Source organism: Chryseobacterium sp. Leaf405 (assembly GCF_001425355.1).
Classification (GTDB): Bacteria; Bacteroidota; Bacteroidia; order Flavobacteriales; family Weeksellaceae; genus Chryseobacterium.
Genome location: NZ_LMQN01000001.1, coordinates 163,922 through 183,993 on the forward strand (window position 1 = coordinate 163,922; position 20,072 = coordinate 183,993).

A 20,072-nucleotide genomic window follows, 5' to 3' on the forward strand; every position below is an offset into this window, starting at 1 on the left:
TTAATGGTCTAATGTCATCACCATCTTTATAATCCCTGTTGATTTTTGCCGCCCTATTCCCTCAGCCATTACTTTTTAAAACTCAAATAAAGTAACCTGCAAAGTCAACCGACCTTGCAGGTTACTAAAAAATTACATCAATTTACTTACTCCCTTCTTTCAGAGTTCTAAAACATCTTCAGGACTCTCCTATTTCTTCATCGGATTCTTAAACGAAAATACGATTCTCCCCATCGTCTTATCAAAACAAATATATCCTTGATAGGTCTTCCCTTTTTTACTCTCCAGTCCCTTTATATAAGCCGTCTCCCCTGCCTTCAACTTATCCATCTGCCATTGACGAAGCCTGACCCCTCTGAAGTGTGAAGGAACTTCACTTTCAGAATGATGTACTACACTAAAACCAGCACTTCTAGGGGTCGGCTCACCAAACGGAAAATATTTAGGGTTAAGGATAAAATCTATCAATATTCATTAATCTAATAGATCATTTAAATTTCTAAGACTTCTGAACTCTCCCTCCTTAAGTTTACTTTTCTCTTGCCAAACATAATCTCCTGTCAGGTGAATGTGTTCCCAACCTAACGGAGAAAGATGCTGTAGTAGATTATCATCAATTATCTCCCCCTTACTCCTCAAGTAATTTACAGCTCTTTCAAGGTAAACTGTATTCCAAAGTATGATGGCTGCCGTTAGCAGATTAAGTCCACTTGCCTGATGCTTTTGACTTTCAATACTTTTATTTCTGATTTCCCCCAATCTATTAAAAAATACCGCTCTTGACAAAGCATTTCTAGCTTCTCCTTTATTGAGTCCTATGGTAACTCTTCTACGAAGAGCTGGATCTACATACCAATCCAACATGAATAAAGATCTTTCTATTTTCCCAAATTCACGTAGGGCAGTTGCCAGCCCATTCTGTCTTGGGTAACTTCCAATTTTTCGGATAATAAGAGAAGCTTTAACAGTTCCCTGTTTAATAGAAACAGCTAATCTGAGGATGTCATCCCAGTTCTGAGTAATTTTTTTTAAATTAATAGTTCCGCCTATATGTTCTGATAAAATAGAAAAATCATGGTTTCCCGGAGGTAAATATATTTTCTTATCAGAAATATCTTTAATCCTTGGAGCAAACCGAAAACCAAGAAGATGCATCAAAGCGAATACATGATCGGTAAAGCCGGCCGTATCAGTATAATGTTCTTCAATCTGTAAATCTGATTCATGGTACAGCAAACCATCAATCATATACGTTGAAATCTCTTATCATACTGACATTTTCTGAATAAAAAGGACTGTGTTGATCTGAGATATGAGTATAGAATTGAGTTCCCGGCTCTGAGCCATACTTGGGATTTATCTGTCCCCTTTTCTTGGCATGGCTTCCTGTAGCAAAACGCTGACCGTCTGAAGAAGATGTTTTACCCTCTCCCCAATGGAGAGAAAATGGATGATTATGATGATAATTTACAATACTGGCTAATGATAAAGAATACGTTTCTTTACGAATATACCATGACTGCATCCACGAAAGTTTGGCATAGGAAGTTTCAGGAGATGATTCTGCCATTTTTCTTAAGCCAAGGTTAATTCCGTCAGATAATATGGTAGTAAGTAAAAGGTTTTTATCTTCTGCTTTTACTCCATTTTTCAGATGAGTAAAACTATCTGTAAATCCGGTCCATGTGTCAACTTCTACCAAAAGTTCTGTTATTTTGACATAAGGCAGTAGGCGATATACTTTTTTTGCCAAATCCTCTGCCTCTTTTGGAACAAGCTTAGTCAAAGGCTTTACTTTAATCTTTCCATTGCTCATATAAGCGTCTATCATTTCTCCACTTTGGGCTAACTTACAATCAATCTCCAATTTTTTCTTTAATAATTTAGACCTTTCATCAAGATACTCCTTAGAGTCTAAAACAACGTTGAGCCCTATATTATCAGTATTTTTCATATCCTTGAAATCCTCTCTGGATATAAGGTACTGTTCAAAATCTTTATAACGTCTGGAACCTTCCACCCAAATATCTCCGGATCTTAAATAGTTTTTTAATTCAGAAAGAATGCATAATTCATAATATTTTCTACTGATTCCGTTATCGGTAAAAATGAGATTTTCCCATCGGGCTCGTATAAATTTAGTGGGAAGTCTTTTTGGAAGTTTCTTGATGATTCCATCATTAAGTTGCTTTATAATTTCTATAGCTTCAAGAATACTTTGAGCGGATGGAAGTGGAGCTGCTTTCAGATCTAATTCACGTAGAAAAGAAGGTGCATATTTTCTTATTTGTGAATAATTATTACTAATCAGATATAAATGATCAAAATTTTCTTTCTTAGTAATACTCTTCGTTTCTAAAATACTTTGGGAGAGTTCTTCCCATGAAATGACAGATTCAACAGCATCGAAAGGATCTTCTCCCGTTTCTCTGGCATCCAATAATGCAGTACCCAGTTTCAAATACATATTAAGCTGGGTATTAATATTCTTTCCTGAATTTTGTAACTCTTTATTTTGTTTATTTTGGGCATCTTTAAACAAAGAGTTCATAATTTTATCATGAATTTCTATGATTTCATCGGTAATAGTTTCTCTTATATCTAATAAAACAGCTATCAAGGTCGCATACTTTCTATTTTTTTCAAAATTACTTAAGTGCTGAGATGTCATTTGCTTTCCCTCTCTGGCTATCTTGGATAAGTAGTTTAAATGAATGTTTTTTCCGATATCTAGAGGAAGAGATATTTTTTTAATGGCTTTAAGCCTTGAGAGATGGATGAGTATGTGTTTAGGGTTGGCAGCAGCCGGAGACTGCATTAACCAGCTGAAAGTACTTATTGAGTATTGTTCACCAGTTATTAGTAGTCGACCCAAAGCATTCTTTTGATCTTTTGTCAATGAAGAAGAAAGCAAGAAATAAATTTTTTTTTCAGCTTTAGTGACTACTTCTGAACAAATTCTCTCTACTACGCTCAGTGAGGGCAAAAGAACTCTTTGCTCTCTTAAAATATTCATTAATTCTTTTGCTAAAACAAATCCTTTATCAGTTTGGAGAGCAGGATCTCGTAATTGTTCAACACAGTTTTTATAGTGAGCAATAGAAAAATTTTGATAATCATACCTCTTTTTCACAATATTTATATGATCATATCTTGATTCATTTTGGTGATAGTTATCCCAATTATTGCTATGAATTTGTAACTGATCGCATACATAATCTAGGATCTTCTGATCCGGGGTTTCATTTAGAGCCAAGGAAATACCAGGATATCTCATATAACATAGTTGTATTGAGAGCCTAAGCTGATTTATTTTTCCTCTAGTTGAGTTTTTTATAAAAATGATATCATCTTCACTGAAAGTATACCACCATATAATTTCTTGATGAGTATTTGGCAAAGAAATTAATTCTCTTTCTTCATTTTCAGATAATATTTGTTTTCTTGGCATATTCTAAATTTATAAACTGCAAAAGTCCTAAGTTTTGCAATTTATTACGGATCTCGCTTAAACCTGTATTTAACAAGATAAATATTTTCGCAAAACTTATTTGCATATATAAAACTTTTTGCGATAACTTTTGCAAAAATTATATTTCATATGAAAATAGGATATGCAAGGGTTTCAACCAAAGATCAAAATTTGGATTTACAAATAAAGCAATTAGAAAATGCGGGTTGCAAAAAAATATTTAAAGAAAAAATTTCAGGAATACATTCTAAAAGAATTGAACTCGACAAAATGATTGAGCAGCTCCGGGAAGGTGATCAAATTATTATCTATAAACTGGATAGATTAGCAAGATCGACCAAAGATCTTTTAAATATCTGTGAAAAAATTAATGAGGCAGGAGCTTCTTTCAGATCATTATCAGAATCTTGGGCAGACTCCATTAGCCCGGGAGGTAAAATGATATTGACGATATTTGCAGGAATTGCTGAGTTTGAGAGAGAACTTATTATTGAAAGAACATCAGCCGGAAGAAAACTGGCTTTGCAAAACGGAATCGAGTTCGGAAGACCTAAAAAATTTAACTCTGAACAAAAAGCAGCTGTTAAAACTCTCATAGATAATGGAAGCTCGGTTAAACAGGTAGCGGAAACATTTAAAGTTCATCCAGCGACAATTTATAGGATCTTACAAATAATGAATTAAGGATATTCAATAGAGTGTTAATACACCAAACATTCAGCAAGATGGGAATATAGATAATTATAGATTTTAATGATATTTTTAGACGGGCAATATTTGCAATTATCCATATCACTAATTCTGATACACGAGGAATGATCTTCAATCACTTAGAGATGTTTTTTCCGGCAAAAATAAACGAGAGCAGGTTATCCTGCTCTCGTTTTGTATTAATTTGATTTTAATTTTAGTTGGTTTTTAGGATGTTAATTACTTAAATTATCCCATCACTAAATCTGATACATGACCAAAAAGCTCATGCAATGCTGGACTGCCCCTAAAAAGTGTCTAACTTTTTGGGGGCAGTCCACATTTTGCGAGGTTTTTTATTTATCTGCCACAGGATGCAATCGTGCGGGTGGGAAGAGGGGTCACCAATTAATAACATAAGCCAATACTCCCCAAATTATAAATGCTATTATAACAATTGAACCGGTTAGAATATCTTTTTTTTCTTCTTTGTCAAAATCTATCTGATGTGCTAAATCTTGTTTTTTTATACTAAATTTATAAATAAATATAAGCCGTATTATGCTACCCACAAGAGCAATCATATTAATATCCAATCCCATTTAATTATTCATTTTCCATTGTTTTACTAATAGCAGTTTTTGTAGCTGCTTTAATTCCTATTTTTAGACCTATATTGGCTGCAGTATTTTTTACTAAATTTAATTTTGTCCCAACACCCAATGTCATTACATCAACACCCGGCATAGCCATTTTTTGCATTTTTTCCTGTTCAGACATTACAGTTTCACCATCTACATATTCCATTGTCTTTACCCAATTACCATTTCTAAATCCACGTAACGTCATATCCATTTTTACATGAATATTTTCCATTCGTCCTTGTTTATACATTTCGCCTGGAACTTGACCTAAGCCATAAAAAAAGTATCCAAAAAACTGAACTCCTTCTACTGGTTTTGAAATAATATTTTCTGAGGCAAAATTCCAAGCCTGTCTAGCTGCTGATGGTTTTTGAGTCATCGTAACTTCCGCAATATCGGTAGTTTTTCCATTTTCTACAGGTAATCCACCACCAGAAGCAGAATCATCATATACATTTCCATCTGCTGCGTAAGTTAAATTTCCTACCTGAGCCGTTTCACCTACATATTCCCCTTCAACTCCTTTATCAGTCATATCTTGTTGACTCTGAATGTCATTTCTAAACTCCATGTCGCCAAAAGAGTTTTTGAACCAATCTTCTCCCTCTCTACCATCAGGATCAATAAAACGTATTGGATTATTAAACGCATAATTATAAGGACTGTGTCTTGTCATCTTCTCCGCCAGCGGATCTACAACACCCCATCTTCCGATATCCGGCATATAGAATCTTGCCCCGTAATCATACATTCCAGTCTCCTGAAGTTCCTTCCCGTTGTATTTATAATTACGATAACCTCCTAAAAGAGATTTAGTTCCTCCAATATGATTCATCCCAAAAGCATAATAGTTATTAACATCTGTAATTTCAAGATTACCGTCTGCATCTTTTCCGAAACTCACCCTCGCATTTCCTAAATGGTCTTTGTACTGATAAATATAGCGATTTTCTTTAAAGCTGTAAAATCCTTCTGCCGTGGGTACAAAATCCAATATCCAACCCAAAGGTGGTGGCGGATCTAAAATAATCGGATCCAAGAAAGCTTCCTGTTCATAGGCTACACTTGTTCTACACCACAGACATGGTTGTATGGTTTCTAAAAAACTATATTGAAAACCATCCAAATAATCGGTATAGTTATAAGTCGTTGATTGACCTCTTCCTCCGCCAGAACTTTGTGTTTTCCGAACTTTAACACCATCTGCTCTGTATAAATAATTTAAACCAAAACTTATATTTGTGCCCAAAAATGGGTCTGTTTGACTAATTGAATACACATCCGGTAAACTCAAATGATTGTAAGTAATGGAACCAATACCCTTATCTTTCATATTAATCATGCTTCCGTTTAAATCATAATCAATCGTATTATTTCCTCCTTCATAACCTGTGCTGTTAGGTATATTTTCAATAACCTTGGTAAGACGGTTTCCCGCATATTGATACTCAAGATTATCAATCAATGTGGCTGTTGGTGAGTTTACTTGGGGAGCAGTTCTCTTCAGTGTCGCTATGTTTCCGTTCAGATCATAGGTAAGATATTCATCAAAATAAGTCGAATTACCTGTTGTAGGTTCCTTATAAAAAGCATTTTTTAGTCTGTTAAGAGCATCATATTCATAATTATATCTTTTCAAAACATCTTCTGAAGAGTTCTTCCAGTCAATTTCTGCGATATTACCATTAAATCTGCCCGGAGTAATAGTTGAAGATTCCGGATTGTTGTACTTTATATTATATCCAAACAGCTTTCCGTTAAGATTAGCAGGATCATTAATCTTGGTCATCCAACCTCGGATATTATATTGATATTCGATACTTTGAAGACCGCTTCCGACGCTTTTAGTTCTTAACTGTGACAACTCGTTGTAGGCATAATCTCCCAACACAACCTCCGGATTATTATCTACTTTATGATAATGCTGTAAAAGCCTGTTTTGGGAATCATAGATAAAACCTTCGGTTATAAATTTTTCAACATCACCTGCGAGCCTGCGATGATAGGTATTGGTTCTCTGCGACATTCCCGCAAAGTCCAATAGAGATTCTGTTCTTGTATATCCTCCTAAATGATTGATAGAATAATTTCCGATGGTTCTTCCTTTTTTATCGTAATAGATATAATTCTTCGTCCAGTTGTCATCTTCGATATTCTTTACCAAACTCATTACCGGAAGGCTTTTGGTACTTACTCCATCTGTGGAAGCATTGTCCATTAAGGTAGGCTGACCTATAATATCAGTAGGGAAAGTAGGATTGAAGCTGTATGAAGGATACGTGTCGTAATAATTAACACTCAAAATAGTTGTAATTTCTCCTGCAAAATAACCATCGGTATAATAAACAGTCATCCCATTTCGGGTAAACCCTGTTGCATTTCTGCTTTCGGTAATCACCAAGTTATTAATCTCATTTTGCCTTGCTGCCCTTTCCCCTCCGGTTCCTAAAAAACCGGTATAGACAATCCTTCCGAACTGGTCGTATTTGGTGATCAGCCATTTTCCTTGTCCTTTCAGAATAATATCCTGAGATAAAATTAAACGATTGGCTTTATCATACACCATGTATTCCCAGCCTTTACCGGGAAGCTTTTTTTCAACCAAACGGTCTCTGCCATCATATTTGTATTGATAGCAAAGGTCGTTAAGCACCGTATTAGGATCTGCTGCAATGGCTGCTTTGGGTGGAATGACATAAGCCAATTGGTTATAATCATTATAAACATAATACGTATCTGCATTTGCAGTAGCACTAAGTACTTTTCTTACCAACAGAACCTGTCCTCTTCCGTTCTTAAATTCTATAGTCTGATTTCCGTCTTCATCGGTCACCGGATTTTTATACAGTTGATTGGCTGCATATCCTGTCGTAGAAACAGTGAGCTCTGCACTAAAAGTACTATAGTTGAAGGTAGCAATATATTTTTTAACTTCCCCGTTCGCATTGGCTTCATATCCGAACTGAACGGGATGCTGCTCCCATGGAGTTCCCGGCTGCACCTGTGAAAGAACCCTGTCCAAGGGCGAATTTTCCAGGTTCTGATGTGTGAAAGCTCGTGGATCATTATGAAAGGTCTGCGCCGCACCATCAACTCCTGATTGAATGGCTCCGTTTAAAGTATTCATCGGTGCCGGAAGCCAGGAATCTACCTGTCTCCCGAATCCGTCATAAGGAATCGTAGTAACCAAATCCTTACCTGAAGGAGTGGCTTTTACATTCACGATCTGCTTGGGTCTTCCCAGACCATCAAAATACTGAACAGTTTCAATTTTTTTAGCCGCAGAGCTACTTGTAGTAACAGGCTCCAAATAAACTCTACTTTGTATATAGTTCTCTGTTCCTGTTAATTGTGCTTGAACTAAACCTGCAATAAGTAAAGTTCCTATAGATATTAATAGTTTTTTCATATTAGTATTTTGTTAAGGAGTATTTGTATCATTAACATTATATGAGAAATTTAAATTAATGATATCTGTACTACCAACTGTTCCATTGACCAGCTGAATGAAAAGGAGACCACTATCAATCATCAGGACTCTCCATGTTCTTCCATTTTCTATAGTTAATAATACATTTTGTGATGCTTGGAGCTTACAGCTGCCCCCTATCCCTCCAATAAGTACCCCAGACCAGTCTGTCCCAGGATTAGCAAAAGCAGGAATATTAATTGTAGCTTGAACATTATCAGTATTAATAATTTTTTGTACTGCTGATGTAATAGAATGTAAAGTATTTTGAGGGGTAAAAGGGCACGATGTATAAACACATGTTCCTAATGCATTTGCACTATTTTGACCATTCATTTGTATTTCATTCAATGCTTGTTGATTAGCGTCTACCAAACTTATACTGGATACATATTTTCCGGCTGGAACAGTATAATTATATCCATCAGCAGTATATCCTGGCGGACAATCGGTTTTGTAAAATATTTGCTCTTGTTTTCTATTATAGAACTTTTCCTGAAGTCGATTAGGAACCCTATGATAAAAATATTCTTTCATTATTTTACCTGAATTATCAAATATTTTTTCCAGTTTATCCTCATTGTTATAAGCAAAGGATTCTTTTGAATTATTGGGTAAAATCATATTGGTTACACCAATTGATGGATTATGTGTATAAGTTGTTGTTCTATGGTTTTGAAAATCGATCGCTGAACGGAAACTCTTTAAAGAATTTAATAAGGTAGCTTCTGAATTAGCATCTAAATCTACATTAGATTTTTGTACAATCTCTAAATTTAAATATGCTTGGTTATCGTTAGGATTAAGATTAAACTTCTGCATTAATTGTCCATAGGTTACCCCTTCTATCTTAGCAATAGGGAGTGTTTGCCCATATCCCCATATATATACTGTAGGAACTCCATTTAGAGTAGTATATTGTAATAAATTACCTTTATTGTCGTATTTATCATAACTTATTGCCGTTGTTTGTGAACTATCTTTATTATACTCAATAACTGACGTGGGTAATATCAGGTTTGAAGTATCCTGATTTTTACCGAAGATTTTTTCGACTTTCGAAATTTCTTTTGTGGTTGAGTTTTTAGTCAAATTATTTGTTATAACTAGTGGTATGTTCAACATATTGGCTGTAATCATAGTCTGATTACCAGTATCGTGAGCATAGAGCGAAGATATCTGATTAATAGTAGAATCACTTCCATTAACCGTTTTAGTTTTAATGAAAGGATAGATTGGATCATATAAAAAATTTGTTGTGGATTCCATATTTCCAACTGTTAAAAAGTTTGTCTCTTTTATTTCAGTCAACAAATATCTCTCACTTCGAAGGTTAGATGTAAATTGGTGTCTTGCAATATTTGCAATATAATTACTATTCAAACTACCATAATTAACAATCCCTAATGGCTGAAACATCGTATTTTGATAGGACAGAGGTAAATCATTTAAAACAGTTTTGGTATAAGAATATTTTTGCTGCTTAACTTTATTACCTAACTCATTATATTCATTTTTTTCTAAAATTTTTCCTCGAAGGATATCATTATTAATAATATGTTTATACTTAAAGTCACTATTATTATATAAAAAATTATAACAATAATTATAAGGATCATGCGGAAGTAATACATCTTCTTCATTATTTCCGTAAGAAAATAAATGCTCTGTAAACCCTCTTCCTTCTTCTCTTTCTATAACCCTAGTATACCCAATATATCCATTATTGGTCAGTTCAATATTCTCTTTGTTATTTGTATAGACAACGAATGAAACATTATTATTATCTCTCTTGGGATCATAAGCTAATGCAGCCCCATACACAGGGATTCCCGTAATCTTTCCTGATGTACGACCATTGGCTAATTTATATTCATATTTAATAAACCTTTCTTTTTCTCCGTCATTAATAATTTGACTTTTTATTCTAGCTCCTCCTCCTTGAATTGTACCAAATATGTCGGTTTCAAAAAAGTCATTTAATTCGTATTCGTATTCATTGAATCCGCCTAGTGGGTTAATCACTTTTTTTAGTATACCGGTAAGAGCATAGTTATTTGCACCAAGACTGTAGTCTCCAGGTATTAACATAGAAGGTACTATGAATGGTGAACTAAGTACAGGAAATGGTGCTATAGCAAGTTTACCAGCATCTCTCCTATAATATAAATTGGGGCTCTTCTGTATTTGTGGGTGAATATGCATGTTAATAGGCTCTAACTCAACCCCATGATTATTATAAAAACCTAAAAAATCCTGCTGTAGAGAATTTACTTTTGGAAGTGGTACGGAATAATCATACTCAAATGTATAATAGCGTTTTGATTGTGTTTCTCCGCTGTTTATAATATCTATATTCTCAAGCTTTAATCTCTTACATTGCCACTCTGAACAATTTTCTTTTGAATTAAAATATGTGTAATTAAAAATAAAGGTTTTTAACTTTTTATTATTAATTGTCACTTCAATTTTAGTTAATGCCTTTTCATTGAGTTCATCTTCCCGGGTTAAATCATAAAAGAAATCAACCTTTCCATTATCCCATTCTATTGAAGAAATTCTATTGGTTTGGGGAGCTTTTGTATATAAGAATTGATTTTTTACTAAGCATTCGTCTGGAGGGTTTTCATTCGACACGGGATAAGGAATATAATCAGCGATTAATCCATAAGAACACATATTAGTTCTAGAATAATTGTATGCCCCCCCAAGAAAAGGCATTGCGTCCTCCAATTTTACGGTGTTAATATTACCACGAACCATTTTTTTATCTGGCTTAGCATATTTCTGGTAATTAAATATAACATTCCTGTTGGTAGCAGGGTCTTCAATTTTATCTAAGTGCCAAGCACTGTTTTTTATACTATATTGTCCACCAGCTTTAGCTTGCTGATAATTTACATAAGTTTGTTGTGAATATCCACCAGGTGTTACAATAAGAGGGATAGTTGATGATGCAAAACTTGGAATAGTTTCTATAATATCAGGGCTTTTGAAATGATATTTAATTCCTTGTGTATTTATTAATTCAAACTTTTCATAATCCATCGGAAAACCTCCATAACCAACATTTGATGGAAAGTAGGTGCTTAAAACCTCACCTGCTGAAAAACCAAATGCCGGCAAATTATTTATGAGAGGCTTTCTTGTTACTGGTAGCCCTTTAGCTCCGCTGCCATCAAGAAAATTGATATTGTAAGTACTTACATTCGTATGATAATTATTAGGTGTTCCACGATCAAGATAAGATAAATAAAAATTACTTTTCAGCCCTGGTGCGAAAGCTGTGAAAAGATCAGGCGAAGCATCTGTTTTAGAGTAAGATAAATTAAGTCCATTCGTATTTCCAACTGATGAAATATCTGTGAACTCCATAAACCATCCTTTTTTTGAGATATAAGGCTTGTTGGTGGGTCCAGGAAGACCTGGACCAAGAGTTAAATCATGATCATCCAAATCTTTCATTTGCCTAATAATATTTCCGCCTGCATTTAAGTTCCAACCCATTCCTACACTTGAAGAAATATTATCAACTCTAATCCCTCCCGAATTATAAGTAAGAGTTATTGGAATATCAATACCTCCAGTTTTTATTTCATATAATGGTATACTTAAATCAATTTTTCCATTATAAAGGTTTATATCCGTTAAATTGTAACGTTGAAATGCGCTTACATCTGGAGATAATAACAATTGACTATTTGGATTCAAATAGTTTTGATCATTTTGTGATAAAAGCTTTGCAGTTGATAATATGAATATTAATAATGGTATTCTTTTCATAATATGTTTTTATTTCTTAATTAATTTTGCATTCGCCGTTTTGTTGTCATCCGTCTTAATCACCACCAGATAAGCTCCTTGAATTAAAGCCTGCGTATTTATTTTAGTGATTTTATTCTTCGTTTTCATCGTGTAAAACTGTCTTCCACCCAGGTCATACAGCGTAATATCCGCTTCCTTGAAATCAAAGCCGATTTCTACATAGGCATAATCAGAGACAGGGTTCGGATAAATCTTGATATCCTGTTTCTCGATCAACTGATCAAGCTGCTTGTCGCCCAGTTTGACGATCTTCCAGTTTTCTTTTCCGAGTTCTTCTGCGCTGGTTCCTGCCAAAATAATCGAACCATCTTTGTTTAATTTTATATCAGATAATCGTTCTTCACGCTTTCTGGATTCTCCTTTTACGTGTTTTCGCCACTGCTCTTCGCCGTTTTGATCCAGATACAACATCCAAAAAGTTTCATCGTCGGTTTCAGTTCTGCCTTCTGCCTGCGTGTAGCCTCCCAACAGAATTCCTTTTGAAGATTGAGCATCTGAAGAATGAATCACGCTCATTCCCATGAGTACATCCCTGTTTTTGAAATTGTAGGATTTCTGCCAGATTTCTTCACCTCTTTCATTGAGTGAAATCAGCCATAAGTCGGTTCCTTCTTCAATACCAACCGATTTATTGCCTGATCTTTCCGACCTTGATTCGCCGCCGATTAAATATCCTGTTGAAGTCAAAGCCAAGGTTCTTAAATGATCGTCACCTTTTCCTCCGAAATTCTTTTCCCATTCTACTTTTCCTTCTTTGGATAGTTTAATGATCCAATAATCTCCCTCACCAAAATTTTCAGTCTTTTTTGATCCTCCAATTGAGCTTCTGGAATACATCCCTAATAAAGCGCCACCATCTTTGGTGGGAATAATTTTTTCCACTTCATCCAAGCCTTTTCCGCCTACAATAACCTGCGATACTTCTTTTCCGTTCTTGTCTAATCGTATAACCAAAACATCCTTAGAACCATAACTTTTAGCAGAGTTTTGAACATTTCCTGCTACAAAAAATCCCAAATCCGTCGTCTGAATTACCGCTCGGGCTTCTTCATCAGAAGTTCCTCCAATGGTTTTCTGCCATAATTCGTCCCCGAATTCGTTGATTCGGATCAGCCAGATGTCTGATCCGCCTTTGGAATCTTCTTTTTTATCCAGCCCTTTTCCTGAATAGCTCGTTCCGGAAAGTAAAAACCCTCCTTCCTGAGTACTCACCGTAGCCGATAGAAAATCGTGATTCTTTCCTGAGAAATACTTTTCCCAGACTTCTTCTCCCTGTTGGTTGAGTTTTACTAAATGGAAATCGTACCCGTTGTTTTGTTTGCTGTCTGCTTGAAGCTTATTGCTTTGAATGGAGCTTCCTGTTATTAAATACTGCTGGTCGATCGTAGTGGTCACCTGCGAAAGGAAATCCTGAGTCGAGGATTCAATATCCTTCTGCCACAAAACTTCCTGAGCCGATAAGCCCAAGACAGTGCCCAAGAACAGTGCACCTGTATAGAATTTGTTCATTCCCGTGTTTATATTGAGTGGTTAATTATTAATTTTTAAATCGCTGCAAAAGTATCGCTTTTACCTCACATCTTTAAGATTTATTAATTACTTTTAATATGAATTGAATCATCTTTTAGCAAAAGTAATATCACAAAGCGACAAATCATGTCGCTTTATATAAAAATGCATAAAAAACAAAAAGGTTGGAAAGGAATGTAAATAAAATAGTGATTCTGGGGCTTTCTTGTATTTTGCACACCAAACATTCAGCAAAATAGGTGTGTTATAATTATAATCTATTGGAATTTTAAAATCAATAGATTTCATCCTTAACCCTAAATGTTTTCCGTTTCGTGAGCTGACCCCTTCTACACTTATTCTCAAACAAAAACTCCACCCATTGCCTATCCGCATTGAGCTGCACCGTTGCAGAAAATAACTTTCCTTTTTTCGACACCATATTTTCAATAACTAAAGGTTTCCCATCACGAAGCACCTGTTTTTGCTCCAAATCCAATCTCACACTGCAAAGAAAATCATGAATCCTTACAAATTCCATACTCAAAGAGATCAGTTCATTGGTCAGCCTGTCCAAACTTATCAGTGAAGGAATTATCTCACCTGTAACCTTATCAATAAGCTCCACCACTCTACCCATATTCCCCGAATTTAAAAGATTGACCCTATCCTCTCTTGTAAACTTATGCCCCTTAAACTTCTTTCTGAAATCCACTTTCTTACAAACCCGATGCACCTTAACAACCAATTCTCCATCATCATCAATTCTTAACTGCAACCGTGCATCAATCTCGCTTACCGCTTCTCCATCATTAAAAAGAATCGGAATCAACATCGGTGTCTTATACCCTTTCAACAGAGTATCCAACACCCCTATCTCTTCCAACTTTTCTCGATCAAGACCTATTTCAGCCATCGTACCCCACGGAACATCCTCGATCTGATAGCGGTAATGCGAACGATTACTAATCGTAGATGACCCATTACTCGACCCATCCTTCAAAACAGAAGATTCCCTTTCAGCAGACTTCTGATTTCTGGCAGTTTCAACCGCTTCAATTGAAACTTCAAACTTTTTTAAATCTTGTCTTTCAACATCCGATGAATCATCAATATACTTCTGCAAACCTTTCGCTGTTTCCTGCGCCTCAAATTCCCTCACTTTAAAAAATGAATATTCAGAAGGATCTTTGAGCTGATGATAAAAATCTGAGTAGAAGTCCGTAAAAGAACTTTCCGACGAATCGATCCGCATAACCGTATCAACTTTTGTGCGGTCAGGCTGAACGTCTACGAGATTTCCGGATCGATTGACCGCCTGTACAATTCCGACAGAATTATTACTGTGACGAAGTACCAATAAAGTACTGACTTCTGAGACTGCTGTATGATTTCCAATGTTTTTCATGATGATGATTTTATTAGTTATTTTAATTATTGTTGTTTTTTAACACACTCAGTATTATTTAGATTATTCCATCATCCGCAAAAGAAAAATGCGAATCCGACGTCAAAATCACATGATCCAGCAAAGACATATCGAATATTTTTGCCGCCTCTTTGATTTTTGCGGTCATTTTAATATCACAACCAGAAGGTTTTAAATTTCCCGAAGGATGATTGTGAGCTACGATAATTCCTGAAGCATTGCAAAGAAGAGCCGCCTGCATAATGATGCGGACATCCACCAATGTTGAAGAAATCCCGCATTCAGATATTTTCTTAATACCCAAGACCTTATTTGCCTGATCCAGGTACAGAGCAAAGAAAGATTCCCTATAATCCATTTGCTCAGCATCAAAATGTGCCATGAAAACATCCACCGCATCTCGTGATGACGATATAGACCTTTCACAATTTCCCTTTCTTGAATAGCTCAATTTAATTTCGTTTACAATATTGAATTTCATATGTCCTGCTCCGAGTACGGCGGAGACCTGTTTTTCCCGCACTTACATTAAAAACCTGTGAATTGCAGCTTGAAGGAAATTTTGACTTTTCTATCTTTTACCTGGTCATATTATTTGATAAATTGATTTATACTAACATCTGAAGAATTGGTTTATAAAAGAATCTGATCAATCGATTTGTAAGAATGTGATCAATTGATTTATACCAACATCTGATGAGATGATTTATACCAAGAGAATAATAAGGATCAAAATTTCAATGAACTGCATTTGCATCTTGTGAGGTTTCTGACTTTTTCTATGCGGATAACCATTCAGGCAGGCACAAGGAAAACTGCAATCAATACCTTGAAAACAATAAGAAAGAACATTGATGAAAGCCTGAAATATTTTTGCGGAGGCTCCGGGATCTCCGATCCCGGATACCCAAAAAGATTTTTTTCCGCAGTGACAACGGAATATATTTGCTACAGAAAATCAGGTAGCCTCACGACGAATCGTGGCAGTTGAAATGACCTGCTTATTATTGTTAATCCAAAAAGAAATGAAAATTAAAATTGTAGCAACAATCATCTTTTTAATTGTATGTAATGAGATTCAGGCCCAAACGATTCAACAAGTTTCTAAATTGTCGCAAAGTATTACTACTAAAATCTTAAAAAATAAATCGAGCAAATCTCCTTTTTATTTTTTCTTTCAAAAGCAAACGTTTAGATTTTGGTCTGCTTTTCCATTTGAAATATCCGCTGGAAGCCACTTTCAAAACCTTGCATATTTTTTCAATCGGAGATAGAATTGCACTGAGACACGTTGATGTCGATGTAATGTATTATTTTAAGCTACGTTTTAAAAAATACGAGAAGCAAAAAAAGAGAAATTGAATATTTTATAAAAAAAATATTTCAAAAGCGCAAATCATTAAAAAAACGGCAACCAATAGAAAATTTATTTCAAAATAAAGTGTCGATTATATTTATACAAAGACCCACATTGTGGGAAAAAGATACCTTATCTTAATTTATCTACAATGTGGAACAATTGGCTTGATTTAGAAGTTTCCAGAGCAAGATTTCAAGGAGGAAGTAATTTAAGATGGATGTTATTTTTTACTATTTAAGTTCCAAAAGAAGAGAAATCAATTTTCTAATAAGTTCCAAGTTACATCTATTGAAAATAGAATTTCTATATATGCTAAAATGAGAATTGGAGCAGATTATTTAGAATATTTAAACTCTCAAAAGCTTTAAACTCACAAAAAAGGATGCGTAGAATTTAATAATCAAATTATCGAATAAATTTTTATATTAGTAACATAAATAATTTTACGAAATTATTATAGATTAGACTGATGCAATTCATAAAGCCAAAAGTTACCTGCCATGAATAAATCAACCATTTAGTATATAATTAGCAAAACAAAAAAATGACAAATAAATATTTCGGACTTTTTTTTCTCATAAACTTTTTTTCTATTTCAATCTTTGCTCAGCAGGTTGGCAAATCAAATTCAACTAAAAGAAGTGAAGCGTCCACTAATTTATATAAAGAAATTTTTTCGGTAGACAGTTCTTTATTTAAGGCCTTTAATAATTGTGATACATCATCTTACAAAAAATTCTTTACTGACGATTTGGAGTTTTATCACGACAAAGGTGGATTGACTATTTCACTTAAAAATGAGTTACAATCATTTACGGATAATTGCAAAACAGACTTACATCTACGCCGGGAACTTGTAAAGGGCAGCTTAGAAGTTTATCCAATTAAAGATTATGGAGCTATTGAAATTGGGAAGCACCGTTTTTATCATAGGACGAAAGAGGGAATAGAGAAAATTGGCGGAACATATAAATTTGTTCACGTTTGGCAGAAGAAAAATGAAGGGTGGAAGTTATCAAGAGTAATTAGTTATGGACATGACTGATAGAAGATTCACCAAAAAATAACACAAAAGATAAAGCAAGATCACAGCAATTTTAGGCAGCATTTCATTCTTCCAGAATGAATAGGATCTTGCCGATTTTAGGAAAAGTCTCTGCATTTCCGGATAGGCAGGCATATCAGTAACATCACTTGCCCTAATAAGTAAAATGATAATTGCCATTACCGCGCAAAGCGTTACAAAAACCATCTCATATACCCGTCATTTGATTTTCATTGTACTATTTTGAACAAATATATAATAGTTTTCTATGGAGAATCAAAAGATGTGACCAAGGCAGCTATAAATGTGATGAAAATTAACTATAATAAATACAGATTTATTTAAATGCAATTATTACTAACGGAATGTATTTGTTATAGAAAATCAGGTAGCCTTACATGCAATATTGAAATTCGATTTTCTTTGATCATTGATTCTTTGATTGCTGATTTATATTTTGTGATAATAAAGATCATTAGGATGGCAATTATTGATACAACTTTGCAACAGCGAAGTATAAAAGAAATAAAAAAATCAGAACATTTTTCCCCTTTACTATTCATCATCCACAAGCTTATGGTACGATAAAATACTTCTAAGTCTTTGTATATTTGTGAAGTAACAAAATACTGAGATTAAAATAATTATCCTATGAAGAATAAACTGATAAGCACTATCCTTCTATTTTTAACACCATTTTTATGGGGACAGAAAATTGATTTTAACATTAAATATTCTGAACCGTTAGCAGTTTTTATCTTTATACAAAACCTTTCTGAAAATTATCCTGAAAATGTTTTCAAAACTGAATTCGAAAGATCAAAATATAATACTGAAGAATATAAAAACCTGATCTCTAAATTTGAAAAACTTGCCATTGATTACAGTTATCAATTTGAAGAGTTTCCCTATGCGTCTAAGACACCGATGCAATCAAGAGATATCTTAAAAAAGAATCTTATGGAAACTAAAAATCTCAATGATTTTAAACTCCGGTCCATAGGTATTGTCCCAAACAATGTTTTGAATTATCTGACAACGTATATAACAGCGTTTACACCGGTATACAATGAGCTTATCTATCAACCTAATAAGCAAAAATTTGAAAAACAATTAGCTGAAATCACAGACTACGCCAATAACCACCAGCTTGAAAATTACTTTGAGACAGGATTATTATTTTACAATTCGAGCTGGGATCCATCTATTCCATTTGAGATCGCATTCTATCCTTTTCCAAATTCAGAGTATTTTACAGCACAGGCATTTTACAACAACTTTATCAGTGCCATTCAAACCAATTTAAAAGATTATAAAGACCTCTTCAGTGTTATGCTTCACGAAACTTATCACATCATTTACAACGAAGAACCTCTTGAGGTTAAAGTTCAAATTGATGAAACTTTCAAAAAAAACCCTTCAAAATACAGCAACTATGCCTATCTCCTAATGAATGAGGTCTTGGCTACAGCCTTAGGAAATGGCTATGTTTATGAGACTCTAAATAGGAAACCGGATGCCAATGATTGGTATTTCCATAAATATATCGACTTAATGGCAAAGAAAATATATCCTTTGGTAAAGGAATATATTATTGAAAAAAAGTCTATTGATAAGAATTTTGTGGATCAGTACATCCATCTGTATGAAATTAATTTCCCCAGCTGGATCAATGAACCTGAAAATATAATGAGTTACAGGTATGTCATTTCTGAAAACAAAAATGATTTTACTGCCATACGCCGAAAGTTTCGTTATCGGTCTATGGAAGAAAATGAAACAGAAATATCTCCTAACAGTATCGAAAAGATGAAAAAAACGCCATTGACCAAAATAATCATCGTCTCAAAAAACAATCCACAAAAACTGAGTCTGATAAAAAGTGAGTTTACAGAACTGAAAAAATGGAAATACGTTTCAGACAAAGAGTTTGTCCACAAGATCCTATTGGAGGACAAAAGCCAACTAATTATTATTAACCAAAAGAAATCATCTCTTAATAAATTTTTATCAACGCTTGAATAGAATCACTATTGATGATTTCCTGCATTAAATTTAAAATCTAAAGATTGGAAAGTGTAAAGGACATCTTGACGTATTGTATTCTTTTACTTAGGCGCACATTATATTAAATGAGTATTCCAAGAGAATAATAAGGATCAAAATTTCAATGAACTGCATTTGCATCTTGTGAGGTTTCTGACTTTTTCTATGCGGATTAACATTCAGGCAGGCGCAAGGAAAACTGCGATCAATTCCTAGAAAACAATAAGAAAGAACATTGATGAAAGCCTGAAATATTTTTGCGGAGGTTCTGGGATCTCCGATCCCGGATACCCAAAAAGATTTTTTTCCGCAGAGACCACGGAATATATTTGCTATAGAAAATCACGAAAGACCTTATATAGCTAATGAACATTGAGATCGCTTCCTTGAAAGATTTCGAATTAATCAATAATAGATAATTAATTATCAGGCAGGATCAAGCATTAATTATTCATAAAAAAATATAAATTATAAGTTGCTTAATTACAGTTTACTAAAACCATTAAGATTTCTATGGTATATTAGCATCAATGTAACAGATTAATAATCTAAGTTGTCATTATAAGAACCAAAAGAATATTTT

Annotated in this window: 9 protein-coding genes and 1 pseudogene; 3 read left to right on the plus strand and 7 right to left on the minus strand. The window is 34.3% G+C overall.

Features of this window, described 5'->3' with window-relative positions:
• Positions 1-474 precede the first annotated feature (474 nt).
• A pseudogene (locus ASG22_RS00790) lies at positions 475-3,451 on the minus strand (Tn3 family transposase).
• Between the two features lie 150 nt (positions 3,452-3,601).
• On the opposite strand from ASG22_RS00790, the gene ASG22_RS00795 reads away from it, so the two are divergent.
• The gene (locus ASG22_RS00795) at positions 3,602-4,156 is read left to right on the plus strand and encodes a recombinase family protein (RefSeq protein ID WP_055979086.1); all 555 of its coding nucleotides are present in this window, start codon (positions 3,602-3,604) and stop codon (positions 4,154-4,156) included.
• Positions 4,157-4,563: 407 nt separating this feature from the next.
• Here the strand turns inward: ASG22_RS00795 and ASG22_RS00800 are convergent, their stop codons facing one another.
• The 6 genes from ASG22_RS00800 to ASG22_RS00825 form a co-directional block, all read right to left on the minus strand.
• Positions 4,564-4,764 (minus strand): hypothetical protein, encoded by a 201-nt coding sequence (locus ASG22_RS00800; protein WP_055979089.1) that lies wholly within the window; start codon positions 4,762-4,764, stop codon positions 4,564-4,566.
• A gap of 4 nt (positions 4,765-4,768) precedes the next feature.
• Positions 4,769-8,215: a DUF6443 domain-containing protein gene (locus ASG22_RS00805; RefSeq protein WP_055979092.1), complete on the minus strand. Its 3,447-nt coding sequence runs from the start codon at positions 8,213-8,215 to the stop codon at positions 4,769-4,771.
• 12 nt (positions 8,216-8,227) lie between these two features.
• Positions 8,228-12,058, minus strand: a complete 3,831-nt coding sequence (locus ASG22_RS00810; protein ID WP_055979095.1) for a DUF5977 domain-containing protein — start codon at positions 12,056-12,058, stop codon at positions 8,228-8,230.
• Between the two features lie 9 nt (positions 12,059-12,067).
• Entirely contained in the window at positions 12,068-13,609 is a 1,542-nt protein-coding gene (locus ASG22_RS00815) for a T9SS type A sorting domain-containing protein (protein WP_055979098.1), read from the minus strand.
• Positions 13,610-13,904: 295 nt separating this feature from the next.
• Positions 13,905-15,017: a DUF3945 domain-containing protein gene (locus tag ASG22_RS00820; RefSeq protein WP_055979101.1), complete on the minus strand. Its 1,113-nt coding sequence runs from the start codon at positions 15,015-15,017 to the stop codon at positions 13,905-13,907.
• Positions 15,018-15,075: 58 nt separating this feature from the next.
• The gene (locus tag ASG22_RS00825) at positions 15,076-15,519 is read right to left on the minus strand and encodes a RadC family protein (RefSeq protein WP_055980216.1); all 444 of its coding nucleotides are present in this window, start codon (positions 15,517-15,519) and stop codon (positions 15,076-15,078) included.
• Between the two features lie 1,423 nt (positions 15,520-16,942).
• Between ASG22_RS00825 and ASG22_RS00840 the strand changes: the two genes are divergently transcribed.
• Positions 16,943-17,443 (plus strand): nuclear transport factor 2 family protein, encoded by a 501-nt coding sequence (locus ASG22_RS00840; RefSeq protein WP_055979110.1) that lies wholly within the window; start codon positions 16,943-16,945, stop codon positions 17,441-17,443.
• Between the two features lie 651 nt (positions 17,444-18,094).
• Positions 18,095-19,468, plus strand: coding sequence for a hypothetical protein (locus ASG22_RS00845; RefSeq protein ID WP_055979113.1), 1,374 nt, complete (start codon positions 18,095-18,097; stop codon positions 19,466-19,468).
• Positions 19,469-20,072 lie beyond the last annotated feature (604 nt).

Excerpts from the sequence above, each read along its gene's own strand:
- ASG22_RS00795 (WP_055979086.1), top strand. The coding sequence starts at position 3,602 with ATGAAAATAGGATATGCAAGGGTTTCAACCAAAGATCAAAATTTGGAT.
- ASG22_RS00800 (WP_055979089.1), bottom strand. The coding sequence starts at position 4,764 with ATGGGATTGGATATTAATATGATTGCTCTTGTGGGTAGCATAATACGG.
- ASG22_RS00805 (WP_055979092.1), bottom strand. The coding sequence starts at position 8,215 with ATGAAAAAACTATTAATATCTATAGGAACTTTACTTATTGCAGGTTTA.
- ASG22_RS00810 (WP_055979095.1), bottom strand. The coding sequence starts at position 12,058 with ATGAAAAGAATACCATTATTAATATTCATATTATCAACTGCAAAGCTT.
- ASG22_RS00815 (WP_055979098.1), bottom strand. The coding sequence starts at position 13,609 with ATGAACAAATTCTATACAGGTGCACTGTTCTTGGGCACTGTCTTGGGC.
- ASG22_RS00820 (WP_055979101.1), bottom strand. The coding sequence starts at position 15,017 with ATGAAAAACATTGGAAATCATACAGCAGTCTCAGAAGTCAGTACTTTA.
- ASG22_RS00825 (WP_055980216.1), bottom strand. The coding sequence starts at position 15,519 with ATGAAATTCAATATTGTAAACGAAATTAAATTGAGCTATTCAAGAAAG.
- ASG22_RS00840 (WP_055979110.1), top strand. The coding sequence starts at position 16,943 with ATGACAAATAAATATTTCGGACTTTTTTTTCTCATAAACTTTTTTTCT.
- ASG22_RS00845 (WP_055979113.1), top strand. The coding sequence starts at position 18,095 with ATGAAGAATAAACTGATAAGCACTATCCTTCTATTTTTAACACCATTT.